The sequence below is a fragment of the Zestomonas carbonaria genome (assembly GCF_904061905.1).
Taxonomy (GTDB): domain Bacteria; phylum Pseudomonadota; class Gammaproteobacteria; order Pseudomonadales; family Pseudomonadaceae; genus Aquipseudomonas; species Aquipseudomonas carbonaria.
On sequence record NZ_CAJFCI010000035.1, the window covers coordinates 47,748 to 60,484 of the forward strand.

9 protein-coding genes and 1 pseudogene are annotated in these 12,737 nt (G+C 66.5%); 5 read left to right on the forward strand and 5 right to left on the reverse strand.

Going from position 1 to position 12,737, the window contains the following annotated elements; genetic code table 11:
• The first annotated feature begins 3 nt into the window (after nt 1-3).
• Nucleotides 4-1,356, forward strand: coding sequence for a DUF1329 domain-containing protein (locus PSEWESI4_RS08740; protein WP_187670813.1), 1,353 nt, complete (start codon nt 4-6; stop codon nt 1,354-1,356).
• Nucleotides 1,357-1,416: 60 nt separating this feature from the next.
• Nucleotides 1,417-2,220, forward strand: a complete 804-nt coding sequence (locus tag PSEWESI4_RS08745; RefSeq protein WP_187670814.1) for an SDR family oxidoreductase — start codon at nt 1,417-1,419, stop codon at nt 2,218-2,220.
• Nucleotides 2,221-2,616: 396 nt separating this feature from the next.
• Here the strand turns inward: PSEWESI4_RS08745 and PSEWESI4_RS25320 are convergent.
• The 4 genes and pseudogenes from PSEWESI4_RS25320 to PSEWESI4_RS08765 form a co-directional block, all read right to left on the reverse strand.
• A pseudogene (locus PSEWESI4_RS25320) lies at nt 2,617-3,399 on the reverse strand (integrase arm-type DNA-binding domain-containing protein); the annotation flags it as partial.
• A 197-nt stretch (nt 3,400-3,596) separates the two neighbouring features.
• Entirely contained in the window at nt 3,597-4,124 is a 528-nt protein-coding gene (gene ppa, locus PSEWESI4_RS08755; RefSeq protein ID WP_187670815.1) for an inorganic diphosphatase, read from the reverse strand.
• Nucleotides 4,125-4,196: 72 nt separating this feature from the next.
• Complete coding sequence (locus tag PSEWESI4_RS08760) at nt 4,197-5,018, reverse strand: M90 family metallopeptidase (RefSeq protein ID WP_187670816.1); 822 nt, start codon at nt 5,016-5,018, stop codon at nt 4,197-4,199.
• A 6-nt stretch (nt 5,019-5,024) separates the two neighbouring features.
• Nucleotides 5,025-5,690 (reverse strand): DedA family protein, encoded by a 666-nt coding sequence (locus tag PSEWESI4_RS08765; RefSeq protein WP_187670817.1) that lies wholly within the window; start codon nt 5,688-5,690, stop codon nt 5,025-5,027.
• Nucleotides 5,691-5,890: 200 nt separating this feature from the next.
• On the opposite strand from PSEWESI4_RS08765, the gene PSEWESI4_RS08770 reads away from it, so the two are divergent.
• Nucleotides 5,891-7,441 (forward strand): serine/threonine-protein kinase, encoded by a 1,551-nt coding sequence (locus tag PSEWESI4_RS08770; RefSeq protein ID WP_187670818.1) that lies wholly within the window; start codon nt 5,891-5,893, stop codon nt 7,439-7,441.
• A gap of 27 nt (nt 7,442-7,468) precedes the next feature.
• Here PSEWESI4_RS08770 and PSEWESI4_RS08775 read toward each other — a convergent pair whose 3' ends face one another.
• Entirely contained in the window at nt 7,469-7,924 is a 456-nt protein-coding gene (locus PSEWESI4_RS08775) for a GNAT family N-acetyltransferase (RefSeq protein ID WP_187670819.1), read from the reverse strand.
• 353 nt (nt 7,925-8,277) lie between these two features.
• On the opposite strand from PSEWESI4_RS08775, the gene PSEWESI4_RS08780 reads away from it, so the two are divergent.
• On the forward strand, nt 8,278-11,343 hold the full coding sequence (locus PSEWESI4_RS08780) for an ATP-binding protein (protein ID WP_187670820.1): 3,066 nt from the start codon (nt 8,278-8,280) through the stop codon (nt 11,341-11,343).
• A 37-nt stretch (nt 11,344-11,380) separates the two neighbouring features.
• A complete protein-coding gene (locus tag PSEWESI4_RS08785) occupies nt 11,381-12,562 on the forward strand; it encodes a response regulator (RefSeq protein ID WP_187670821.1) in 1,182 nt (393 codons plus the stop codon).
• Nucleotides 12,563-12,737: the final 175 nt, after the last annotated feature.

A 12,737-nucleotide genomic window follows, 5' to 3' on the forward strand; every position in this document is an offset into this window, starting at 1 on the left:
GAAATGCACAAGAAACTGTTGAATACGGCCGTCCTCTGCGGCCTGATGATCATGTTCAGCGGCGTGGCCCAGGCCAAGCTGAGCCCCGAGGAAGTCGCCCGTCTGGGGCAGGATCTGACCCCCACCGGCGCGCAGCGGGCCGGCAACGCCAGCGGCACCATCCCGGCCTGGACCGGCGGCCTGACCCAGGCCCCGGCGGGCTTCAGGCCCGAGGCCGGCTACGCCGACCCGTTCGCCGACGAGCAGCCGCTGTACACTGTGAACGCGGCCAACATGGCGCAATACGCGGATCTGCTGAGCGAAGGCCACAAGGCCATGATGAAGCAGTACCCCAGCTACCAGATGCATATCTACCCGAGCCACCGCACGCTGGCGCTGCCGGCCGAAGAGTACGCGCAGATCGCCAAGGAGGCGAGCGAGGTCGAGCTGCAGCCCGGCGGCGCCGGCCTGGTGAACTATGAGAAGACCAGCGTGCCGTTCCCGATACCCAAGAACGGCCTGGAAGCCATCTGGAACCACTTGGTGCGCTACCGTGCCGGTGGTATGCAGCGCTACTACAGCCAACTGATCGTGCAGAGCAATGGCAGCTTCTCGGCGGTGCAGACCGAGGCCAAGCAGGTCATGGCCAGCACCCTGGGCAACCCGGAGCCGAACCGGCTGTACTACTACCACGACTACGTGGCCGGCCCGGAAAGCCTGGCCGGCCTGCAGACCCTGGTGCACGAGCCGCTCGACCAGGTCAAGGAAACGCGCCTGGCCTGGCAGTACAACCCCGGTCAGCGCCGCGTGCTGCGCGCTCCGGAAGTGTCCTACGACAACCCCGAACTCAGTGCCGACGGCCTGCGCACCACCGACAGCGTGGACATGTACAACGGCGCCCCGGACAAGTACGAGTGGAAACTGGTCGGCAAGAAGGAAATGCTGATTTCCTACAACAACTACAAGCTCAATGACCGCAGCCTGAAATACCGGCAGATCGTCGGCAAGGAGCACATGAACCAGGATCTGGTGCGCTACGAGCCGCACCGGGTATGGGTGGTCGAGGCGACCTTGAAGGAGGGGGCGCGGCATATCTATGCCAAGAGGCGCTTCTACCTCGACGAGGACAGCTGGAACATCGTCCAGATCGATCACTATGACGGTCGCGGCGAGCTATGGCGGGTACTGGAGGCGCATACCCTGCAGCGCTACGACGTCAACGTGAACTTCCCGTCGAGCGATGTGGGCTATGACCTGCAGGCCCGCCGCTACGTGGTCAACGGTGTGGAAAATGAGGAGAAAGCGCCGGCCCAGTTCGGTTGGCGAGGCACCCTGCGCGAATTCAGCCCTTCGGCCCTGCGCCGCGCCGGCCGCTGAATGCCATGGGGGCGGGGAGGGCGGTTTGCTCTCCGCCCCTGACATTGCAAGAGGAACTCCATGAGCAAAGTTATCTTGGTGACAGGCGCATCCTCGGGTCTGGGGCTGGCGATTGCCCAGCACTTGGCGCGGCGCGGCCACCGTGTTTTCGGCACCAGCCGTTCGCCCGGCGGCGATATGGGCTCGGTGCGCATGCTGGCCCTGGACGTGACGGACGACGTCTCGGTGGCCAGGGCCGTCGGCGAGGTCATTGCCACGGCGGGACGCCTTGATGTGCTGATCAACAATGCGGGCGTCGGCGTATGCGGTGCCGTTGAGGATACGAGCCTGGATGAAGTGCGCTGGCAGATGGAAACCAACTTCTTCGGCCCGGTGCGCACCATCGCCGCGGTGCTTCCCCACATGCGCGCACAAGGCGGGGGGCGGATCATTACCGTGAGCTCGCTGGCCGGCCTTATCGGCATGCCGTTCCAGGCCTTCTACAGCGCCAGTAAGTTCGCGGTCGAGGGGCTCAACGAAGGGCTGCGCCTGGAATTGTCCGGCAGCGGCATCGACGCCACGACGATCAACCCGGGTGACTTCAAGACCGGCTTCACCGCCGCCCGGGTGTTCGCCCGCCGCGCCCTGAACGGCTCGCACGCTATGCAGCTGAGGCGCACGGTGGACATATACGAGCGCGACGAGCGCAACGGCGCCGACCCGCAACTGGTGGCGAAGCTGGCGGCACGTCTGGTCGAACGGCGGCGCGTCGGCGTGCGCTATAGCGTCGGCAGGTTCGAGCAACGCTTGGTGGCACTGGTCAGGCGCTTCATCCCGGCAATGTTGTTCGAGCGGCTCATGAGATCCGTCTACGCAATCCGCTGAACGGTTGCGAGACTGAAGGGGGACACGACAAGCGATGCGATAGGGTGGCGTGTAGAAGCATACGGAAACAAGAAAGCCCGCACTGGGCGGGCTTTTCAGGGGCGTTTCCGATCATGTGGAAACTTGCGCCGGGGTAATCTGAAACGAATTCTTATGCTGTTGAAAATAAAGGATAAACTTCTATTTGAGCTTCCTGTGGAATACCTTTTGGAATACCGCTTCGCAGAGTTTGAAGTCGGGGCTCTGGAGTGTTGAGGGGAGGGGCTTCGTAGCTCGAGTTTAGACCTCAGTTCGTGAGTGTGGCAGCTCCTGGGGCTGGCCAAGCGCAGGGTAGGACGAGGTTTACCGATGCTGCCATTCAAGGCTGGTTGGGTGTTATGGGGGAGGCTCAGGTGACCAACCGTTGACTTGGTCGTTGCCCCTGATCGAGGTGCCTTGCCCGGTGCGCGCCAGTGCCCAGAGTTTGCGACCGCCTTTGAGCACGCTGGCGGTTTCTAGCTCGTAGTCCGATACCTCAGTGAGATCTCGATAGAACTCCAGAACTTCCTCTGGCTGCACTGTGTGGTAGCGCTGCGAGACCACCGACAGCGGCGCTTTGGTGTCGGGGCGGTAGAGTACCTTCTGTTCGGGGAAGGAATGGATGGTGCCAAGATGGTCGACGGCATCCGACTTGAAATGGGTGGGGCTTTCCAGGATTTGCCAGTCCATACCGGCTTCACGTTGCCAGACTTCGATGGGTTGCTTGTGCGGCAGATTGTTGCCTAGGATGGGGAACGCATAGAGCTCCAGCTTGCGCAGCCATCCTTTACGCCACTTCTCGGACCCGGTAATCCCATGAGCCTGCTGGTGCTCGCGAGCAAGATCTTCAAACGTAGTGCGCCGCGCAGCGGCTTGACGCTCGGCCTCTCGTTTCGCTTCTCGCTCTGTATCTCGGGCTGCCAGGGGATCGATCCCTGTCGCGAGAAGTTTGCGCTGATCCGCTGCGAGCTGTCGCGCTTGGCTTAGGGTAATGGTTGGGAATGGGCCGAGCCCCATCTCGCAGCTTCGTCCATCGAGCTTATAGCGAAAAATCCAACTCGTGGAGCCGCCTTTCGCTACCTGAAAGTAGAGACCATCACCGTCGTTGGTCTTTCCCGCCACCGCCCCTTTAACCAGGGACTCGACGGTTTTGGTCGTCAGCTTACCCGTACAGACTCCTCACCTTACCCACACCTTCACCCACACTTTGGCGATGGATTCTGCCAATTGTTAGTGGATGCCTTGAGACAAGGCTACGTCTCAAACCCTTGATTTTCTAGGGCTTGATAGATCCTGGTGGATTTCTTCGGGCAATAAAAAAGCCGGCTTGTGGCCGGCTTTCAGGGGGTGGTTTGGGCTTACTTCTGGTAAGCCGCTACCGCCTTCAGAATCTCTGCGCGGGCCTCTTCGGCGTTGCCCCAGCGCTCGACCTTGACCCACTTGCCCTTCTCGAGATCCTTGTAGTTCTCGAAGAAGTGCTTGATCTGCTCCAGCAGCAGGGCCGGCAGGTCGGTGTATTCCTGGATGTCCTTGTACAGCACGCTCAGCTTGTCGTGCGGCACGGCGACCAGCTTGGCGTCGCCGCCGGCTTCGTCGGTCATGTGCAGCACGCCGACCGGGCGAGCGCGGATCACCGCGCCCGGGGCCACCGGGTAGGGGGTCACGACCAGCACGTCGAGCGGGTCGCCGTCGTCGGCCAGGGTGTTGGGGATGTAGCCGTAGTTGGCCGGGTAGAACATCGGGGTGGCCATGAAGCGGTCGACGAACAGGCAGTCGCTGTCCTTGTCGATTTCATACTTGATCGGCGCGTGGTTGGCCGGGATCTCGATAGCGACGTAGATGTCGTTCGGCAGGTCTTTGCCAGCCGGGATCTTGCTGTAGCTCATGGGCGTCTCCCAAGGGTGGGACCAAAAAAGTGGGCGCGATTATAGGCACATTCCCGGGGCGTTACCATGCAGTCATTGGTCGTATTCGGCCGGGCGGTAGTCCGGGTGCTCCGCTTGCAGCCGTTGCAGGCGCGCCAGCGGGTCCTGGCGGTAGAAGGACTTGAGCTGGGCGTAGACCGCCGGGTAGGCCGCGTCGAGCAGGTCCGGGGCGGTGAAGAAGTATTCGCTGGTCACTGCGAAGAACTCCGCCGGGTTCTCGGCGGCGTAGGGATCGATGGCGGTTTCCGCGTCGGGATCGCGGTCGAGCTGGGCGTTGAGGTCGTCGTAGGCGCCCTGCATGGCGGCGGCCCAGTCGGTGATGCTCATGTCGCGGTGCAGCGGCGGCAGGCCGTTGGCGTCGCCGTTGAGCATGTCCAGCTTGTGGGCCAGTTCGTGGATCGGCAGGTTGTAGCCGTCCCAGCCGCCGCTGGACTGCACGCCGGGCCAGGCGAGGATCACCGGGCCCCGCAGCCAGGCTTCGCCGCTGCGCTCGTCTTCGTATTCGTGCTCGACCCCGGCGGCGTCGCGGTGGCGCTGCGGGCTGACGAAGTCGTCCGGGTAGAGGACGATCTCATGGAAGCCGCCGTACCAGTCGAGGTCGGCCAGGTGCAGCAGCGGCAGTTGTGCCTGGGCGGCGAGGAACAATCGCTCGGTCTTGTCCAGCTCGACGCCGGGCAGGGCGGTCAGCCGCTTGCTGTGCAGGAACAGCACGGCGCGCTGTTGCAGGCGTTGTTCCTCGGCGTCGTCGAGGCCATCGAGGATCGGCAGGCGTGTGCGGACCTCGGCCCAGCACTGCGGGTCGATCGGGTGGCGGGCAAGGATGCGTTGGCGTCGCCAGCGACGCAGCGACCACATCGCCGTTCAGCCGGCCTGCTTGGCGTCGACCCCGGCGGTGGGGCGGCGCAGTCGGTGGTGCAGCGCTCCGATGATCATCGGCAGCAGCGACAGGGCGATGATCGCCAGCACCAGCAATGACAGGTTCTGCTTGATGAACGGCACGTTGCCGAAGAAGTAGCCGAGGGTCACCAGGCTGCCGACCCACAGCAGGCTGCCGAGCACGCTGAAGCCGAGGAAGCGCGGGTAGGGCATGTGCCCGACGCCGGCGACGAACGGCGCGAAGGTGCGCAGGATGGGCAGGAAGCGCGCCAGGGTCACGGTTTTGCCGCCGTGGCGGTCGTAGAACTCGTGGGTGCGTTGCAGGTAGTCGCGGCGGAAGATCTTCGAGTTCGGGTTGCGGAACAATCGTTCGCCGACCGTTCGGCCGATCACGTAGTTGGTGCTGTCGCCGCAGATCGCCGCAGTCATCAGCAGGCCGGCGAGCAGCACCGGGTCCATGCCGCCACCGGCGCAGATCGCCCCGGCGATGAACAGCAGCGAATCGCCCGGCAGGAAGGGCATCACCACCAGCCCGGTCTCGCAGAAGATCACCAGGAACAGGATGGCGTAGATCCACGGACCGTAGTTGGTCACGAGCAGGTTCAGGTAAGTATCGAGGTGGAGAATCAGGTCGATCGGGTTGAATTCCATGAGTCGCCTATCGGGCCGTCAATGCTGGCCGGGGGTGCGGAATGCGCCGCTGGAAAGGGGCGTCTTCATATAGCGGATTGTGCGGATTATACGGGCTGACGTCGGTCGCGCGGTGCCAGTTTGTCGCAGCTTGTGTCTCCGTCGGGGCGGGCATGAAGGCTGCAAGGAGGGCTCCAGCCCGGCGATGGAGGAGTCTGCCGATGTCTGTGCACGGGGTGCAACACCCGGCTGTCAGCCTAGCCTTCGGTCATGGCGTCGATCTCCCTGCCCAGGCGGCCAGGGTTCGTTCCGCCTGGGTGGCGGGGCGCCAGGGGCGTCCGCCGTCGCTCCTGGTGGCGCTGTTGTGGGTGCGTGAATGCACCAATTCGGTGCAAATGCTGGAAGAGTGGCTCGACGAACTGTTTGCCGACTACGCCTGTACCCCGGAAGGCTGGAGCGAGCCGCAGGCCGCCCGCCAGGTGCTCGCCGCGCTCAATCTCAAGCTGTTCCGCGAACGCCAGGGCGGCGCGCGGGTTCCCGTGCTGGACGCCGGCCTGTTGCTGCTGCACGGCGACCAGGCGCAACTGCTCCAGGCTGGCGCCATCGGTCTGCTGCGCTGCCGGGACGCGGTGCTGCAGTGCCTGCCCGGGCGCGAAGGACAGAGCCTGGGCGGGCAGGCCGAGCTGGCGCTGGTGCAGCACAACCTCTGCCTGAGTGTCGGTGAGGCGTTGCTGCTGGCGCCCCAGCCGCTGCTCGATGTGGCCGATCGGCAAGGCTGGCGGCGAGCCTGTGCCGAGGCCGACGACAAGTCGCTGGAGGCCTGCCTGGAGCCTTGGCTGCAAGCGCCCGGCGCCGCCGTGCTGGCGCTGCCCGGCAGGACCGACGAGCTGCCGCCGCCGGAGCCGCCCGGTCGCTGGCCGGCGTTCGCGGATGCGCGGCCCGGTGCCGAGGTCGATGGCTGGACGCTGCTCGAATCCTGCCCCTACGGGCCGCCCGGCCGGATGTTCCGGGCCTGTGGCGAGAGCGGGCGCGAGGCACTGCTCTGGCTGGCCGAGACGGCGGCCGACGAAGCCTTCTGGCAGCGCGAGTGGGTATTGCGCCGCAGCCCGCTGCGCAGCCTGCCGCAGGTGCTCTCGGCGCGGGTGGCGCGCAGTCATGCCTTCATCCTGTTCGCCCTGCCGGCGCCCGGCATGCGCAGCCTGGAGGGCTGGCGGACGACGCGGCGCACGCTGTCCGCAGAGCGGGCGCTGGCCTTGCTGGTGCAGTTGATCGCGGCGGTGCGCGCCCTGCAACGGCGCGGCATGCAGGGCCTGTGGCTGGGCCCGAGGCAGATCCTGGTGGACGAACGCGGCCAACTGCTGCTGCTGCCCGAACAGGCCGCGCTGCTGCCCGGCGTGGCTCCCCAGCCGCTGCCGGCCGACGCGGTGCCGCTGGCACCGGAGCTGCGCCGTGGCGAGCACTGCGACGGGCGCGCCGACCAGTTCGCCGTGGCCGCGCTGCTCTACTGGCTGATCGCCGGGCGCTGGCCGGCGGTGGCCAGGCCGGGACGCGAGGTGGACAGCCGTTACGAACCGTTGGCCGAACGGGTGCCGGAAGGTTGGGATGGGGTATTGGCGCGCGCCCTGGCGCCACAACCGCAGGGCCGCTACGACGCCCTGTCGGAACTGCAGCGGGCGCTGGAGGATTGCTTGCGGGCGAGCCGCGAGCGCAGCGGCGCGGCGGCCTGGGCGAAGGGAATCTGCGCCTGGCTGCACCGCCGCTGGCGTGGCTAGTGGGGGCACGTGCCCCCGGCCGGTGGGTCAGTCGCCGTTGATCGGCAGCACGTAGTTCTTGAACTCGCTGTCCTCGTGGAAGCCGATCGACTCGTAGACCTTGTGTGCCACCTCGTTGTCGACCTTGGTCGACACCCGCATGCGCACGGCGTTGGTTTCCTTGGCCATCTTCTTGGCGGTCTGCAGCAGGCGGTCGGCGACCAGTTGGCGGCGGGCCTCCTCGGCAACGTAGATGTCGTTGAGAATCCACACGCGCTTGAGCGACAGGGACGAGTAGCTGGGATAGAGCTGGCAGAAGCCGAGCAGCTTGTCCTCATCGTCTGGCATTGCCAGGTAGATCACCGATTCCTTGCGCCGCAGACGCTTCTCGAGAAAGCGGCGGGAGGCTTCGGGGAACGCGAGCTCGCCATAGAACTCGCGGTATTTGACGAACAGCGGGGTCAGCAGATCCAGGTGCTCCAGGGTCGCTTGGATGATGCGCATGGGCAGGCCTCGGCGTCAGTGAATGGGCATTCGACAGGCAGTTGGAAAACGTCGGTGCTTGGCTGTGCAGCGTTGAAAACAGGCCCGGTCCGCTCATTCACGGCTCGTGAACTCCACGCTCCGGCCCTTGCCTTCGCTCACTGCGTTTTGCAACGGCCTGTCAAAGCAATGCAGGTGATGTGCCAGCACCCGCGCATGCTGCCGCAAAGTGGTTGGAAAGCGCAATCCAAGCGAGCGTTTGCTTGGTTTTTGGCGAAAACCGGCGGAAGGACGGGGAATTGTCGATCGCCCTCGCGAAGCGCCCCGCCGGCTGGCTACGCTTGCCCAGACGGCAGGCGAAGGATGGAGTCGCAATGGTGCGCGGATGGCTGGGCTTGATGGTGTTGCTGGGCTGGCTGGCCGGGCAGGCGTGGGCGTCCGAGGCGCTGCCGTTGAGTGCCCAGGAGCGCGCCTGGCGCGACGCCAACCCGGTGCTGCGGGTGGGGGTCGAGCGCGAGGGCTGGCCACCGTTCGACATCGTCGAGGCCGGCAACTATCGCGGCATCAGCGCCGACTACCTGGAACTGCTCGCCCAGCGGCTGGGCATGCGTGTCGAGCCGGTGTTCCTGGACGACTGGGACCGGGCGCTGGAGGCCCTGCGTACCGGTGAGGTGGACGTCCTGCCGTCGGTGGCGCGGACGCCGGAGCGGGAAGGACGGATGCTGTTCAGCCAGCCCTACCTGGTCAGCAACAGCCTGATCTTCAGCCGCTACGACGTGGAATTGCAGGGGCTCGACGACCTGGCCGGCAAGCGCGTGGCGATGGAGCGCGGCTACGCCCTCGGCGAACTGCTGCGGCGGCGCGTGCCGGAGGCGCTGCTGGTCGAGACGCAGAACACCGAGGCGGCCCTGCGCGCGGTATCCACCGGGCGCGCCGAAGCCTATGTCGGCGACATGATCGTGGCCAGCTACCTGATCCGCAAACACAGCCTGGCCAACCTGGTGCTGCATGGCGAGAGCGGCCTGGCCGGCAGCGACGTCCGCTTGGCCGTGCGCCGCGATGCGCCGATCCTGCTCGATATGCTCAACCAGGCGCTGGCCAGCCTCGCCGGGCCGGAACGTGATGCAATCGAGGCGCGCTGGCTGCCCTCGCTGGACTACCTCAGTTGGCAGCGCCTGCTGCGCCAGGGCTGGCCCTACGGCCTCGGCGTGGTACTGCTGCTCGCTTTCGTGCTGCTGTGGAACCGCCGGCTGCACGTGCAGATCGTCGAGCGCCGGCGCGCCGAGGCCGAGGCGCAGCAGCAGCGCAGCCGGTTGCAGGCGCTGGTCAACGCGATTCCCGACCCGATCTGGTTCAAGGACAACGAAGGCCGCTACGGCGGGGTCAACCAGGCGTTCGCGGCGCTGGTGGGCCGTCCGCGCTCGGAATTGCTCGGCCTGCGCGACATCGACCTGCTGACGCGCGACGAGGCGGAGCGCCGGCATATCCTCGACGACGAGGCGCTGGCTCACCCGCAGCCGGTGGAGAGCGAGGACTGGTGGACCTGCCGGGACGGCCGCCGGCTGCTGCTGGCGACCGTGCGCGCGACCTTCTACGACGCCAAGGGGCACACCCTCGGCCTGGTCGGGGTGAGCCGCGACATCACCGCGCGCAAGGAATTCGAGGAGGCGCTGGAGCAGGCCAAGGCGCTGGCCGAGCAGGCGGCGCGGCTGAAGTCGGACTTCCTCGCCAACATGAGCCATGAGATCCGCACGCCGCTGAACGCCATCATCGGCATGACCCACCTGGTGCTCGACAGCCAACTGGACGACCGCCAGCGCGGCTACCTGAACAAGGTCCAACTGGCCAGCCAGCACCTGCTCGGCCTGCTCAACGACATCCTCGACTTCTCCAAGATCGAAGCCGGCAAGCTGAGCCTGGAGCGGATCCCCTTCGACCTGCGCGATGTGCTGGACAACCTCGCCGGGCTTATCGGCGACCGGGCGGCGGACAAGGGCCTGACCCTGCTGTTCAGCCGCGATCCGCAGGTGCCCGGACGATTGATCGGCGACCCGCTGCGCCTCGTACAGATACTGATCAACTACGCCAACAACGCGCTGAAGTTCACCGAGCGCGGCGAGATCGAGGTGCTGGTGCGTCTCGAACACCGCGACGCGCAGACGGTGCACCTCTACTTCGGCGTGCGCGACACCGGCATCGGCCTGAGTCGGAGCCAGCAGCGGCGGCTGTTCGAGTCCTTCCAGCAGGCCGACAGCTCGATCACCCGCAAGTACGGCGGCACCGGCCTCGGACTGGCCATCAGCAAGCGCCTGGCCGAGGCCATGGGCGGCAGCGTGGGGGTGGAGAGCCGGCAGGGCGAGGGCAGCGAGTTTTGGGTGCGGCTGCCGTTCGGCGAGGCCGGGGAGCAGGTGCATATCCCGCCGGTTGCGGCATTGACACGCTTTCCCGGCCAGCGCGTGCTGCTGGTGGAGGACAGCGAGATGGGCCAGGAAGTGGCCTGCGGCCTGCTGAACGGCTTCGGCTTGCAGGTGGATGTCGCCGGCAACGGCGCCCAGGCCCTGGAGAAGCTGCGTGCAAGCAACGATGGTGACTACGCGCTGGTGCTGATGGACGTGCAGATGCCGGTGATGGATGGCCTGGCCGCCACCCGCGAGCTGCGCCGCGAGCCGCGCTTCGCCGGGTTGCCGGTGCTGGCGCTGACCGCCAACGCCGGGGAACGCGAAACCAGCCTGGCCGCCGGGATGAACGACCACCTGACCAAGCCCATCGAGCCGCAGGTACTGTGGAGCAGCCTCCGGCACTGGCTGGGCGACATCGAGTCGGTGTCCCCGCCCGAGCCGCCGTTGCCGGACTGGCGGCTGCCTGGCGTGGACCTCGCCGCCGGGCTGCGCCGCACCCTGGGCAGGGTCGACCGCTATGGCGCGCTGCTGCGGCGTTTCGCCGATGGCCAGCGACGCTTCGCCGACGATCTGCGCCAGGCCCTGGAGACGGGCGACCTGGAGCGCGCGGAGCGCTTGGCCCACGATCTCAAGGCTCAGGTCGGGACCCTTGGCGCGGAAGACTTGCAGGTGCGGGCCGCGGCGCTGGAGAGCGTGCTGCGCGCTGGCGCCGACCTCGACGCGGTGGCGGAACCGTTGGCCGAGCTGGACGCCGGCCTGCAAGCGCTGATCGCCGCGGTCGACGCTGAACTGCCGACGCCGCCGACAGTCGAAAGCGTGGTGGACGAACAGGCGCTCGTGGCTCTGTGCCGCCGGCTCGCCGACCTGTTCGCCGAACACGACCCGCGCGGTGGACGGTTGTTCACCGAAAGCGCGGGTCTGCTGCGTTCGGCGTTCGCCGACGATTGCTCGGCTATCGAAGCGGCGGTGCGCGACTATGATTTCGACAAGGCGTTGCGAAGCCTGGACGAAGCGGTGCGGCGACGCGGTATGGAACTGTAGGGTGTCACGCGGGCCGAGGGCTCGGGAGGTGGTGAAGATGAATGGCATCCTGGACCGTTCCGACCAGGAGATCATCCTAGTGGTCGACGACATGCCGGACAATCTCGAGCTGGTCAGCGACCTGTTGCTCGAGCATTACCGGGTTCGCGCCGCCAGCAGCGGCGCCAAGGCGTTGCACATCGCCGCGCTGCATCCGCAGCCGGACCTGATCCTGCTCGACGTGATGATGCCGGAGCTGGACGGCTACGAGGTCTGCCGCCGCCTCAAGGCCGACCCGGCGACCCGCGACATCCCGGTGATCTTCCTGTCCGCGCGCAACGAGGTGGCCGACGAACAGCACGGCTTCGACCTCGGCGCCGCCGACTACATCAGCAAGCCGATCAGCCCGCCGCTCCTGCTCGCCCGGGTGCGCGCGCACCTGCAACTCAAGGCCGCCACCGACTATTTGCGCGACAAGAGCGAATACCTGGAGCTGGAAGTCCGGCGGCGCACCCGCGAGATCCAGCGCCTGCACGACGCCATCATGGAAACCATGGCGCAGCTCGCCGACACCCGCGACAACCCCTGCGGCCAGCATCTGGTGCGCATCGAGCTGTTCATGCGCGAACTGGCCGCCGCCCTGGCCCGCCAGGTGCCGGCGCTGAGCGAGGCGTTCGATGACGAATACATCCGCATGCTCGGCAAGTCGGCTCTGCTCCACGACATTGGCAAACTGACCATTCCCGACCGCATCCTGCTCAACCCGGCGCCGCTGGGCGAGGCCGACCTGGCGATCCTGCGGGGCTATCCCACCGCCAGCCGCGACGCCATCGAACGCGCCGAGCGCAAGCTGGGCGGTTCGGCCGGTTACCTGACCCTGGCCAAGGAGATCGCCTACAGCTACCACGAATGCTGGGACGGCAGCGGTTATCCACAGGGCCTGCGCGGCGAGCAGATCCCGCTGTCGGCGCGGCTGATGGCGGTGGCCGACTGCTACGACGAACTGACCAGCAGGCACCCCTACCGGCCGCAGCACAGCCACGCCGAGGCGGTGACCCGGATCGGCGCGGCCAGCGGCACCCGGTTCGATCCGCAGGTGGTCCTGGCCTTCCTTGAAGTGGCCGACCGCTTCGCCGCCATCGCCCGCCAGCACGCCGACAACGACGCCGCCGTCGGCCTCGGCCTCGAACGCCTGGCGGCTTCGCTGGCGGAAAGCATCGAATTGAGTGCGCCGGAGTGATGGGTATCACTGCGCTTGTTTTTCTGGGTCCCCGCGTTCGCGGGGATGACGGGAGAAACTCCGAAGCTCGACCGTCATTCCCGCGTTCGCGCACTACTGTCCGGAATATTTTCGAGGGGGCGTCTGGAGGGCTTGCGGGGGCTGAAGGCACGGGTTAAACCGTTGAGCGCCAACT

What these genes read in the sequence shown, in the direction of transcription:
- PSEWESI4_RS08780 (WP_187670820.1), top strand. Translation starts at nt 8,278, where the DNA reads ATGGTGCGCGGATGGCTGGGCTTGATGGTGTTGCTGGGCTGGCTGGCC.
- PSEWESI4_RS08785 (WP_187670821.1), top strand. Translation starts at nt 11,381, where the DNA reads ATGAATGGCATCCTGGACCGTTCCGACCAGGAGATCATCCTAGTGGTC.
- PSEWESI4_RS08740 (WP_187670813.1), top strand. Translation starts at nt 4, where the DNA reads ATGCACAAGAAACTGTTGAATACGGCCGTCCTCTGCGGCCTGATGATC.
- ppa (WP_187670815.1), bottom strand. Translation starts at nt 4,124, where the DNA reads ATGAGCTACAGCAAGATCCCGGCTGGCAAAGACCTGCCGAACGACATC.
- PSEWESI4_RS08745 (WP_187670814.1), top strand. Translation starts at nt 1,417, where the DNA reads ATGAGCAAAGTTATCTTGGTGACAGGCGCATCCTCGGGTCTGGGGCTG.
- PSEWESI4_RS08775 (WP_187670819.1), bottom strand. Translation starts at nt 7,924, where the DNA reads ATGCGCATCATCCAAGCGACCCTGGAGCACCTGGATCTGCTGACCCCG.
- PSEWESI4_RS08760 (WP_187670816.1), bottom strand. Translation starts at nt 5,018, where the DNA reads ATGTGGTCGCTGCGTCGCTGGCGACGCCAACGCATCCTTGCCCGCCAC.
- PSEWESI4_RS08770 (WP_187670818.1), top strand. Translation starts at nt 5,891, where the DNA reads ATGTCTGTGCACGGGGTGCAACACCCGGCTGTCAGCCTAGCCTTCGGT.
- PSEWESI4_RS08765 (WP_187670817.1), bottom strand. Translation starts at nt 5,690, where the DNA reads ATGGAATTCAACCCGATCGACCTGATTCTCCACCTCGATACTTACCTG.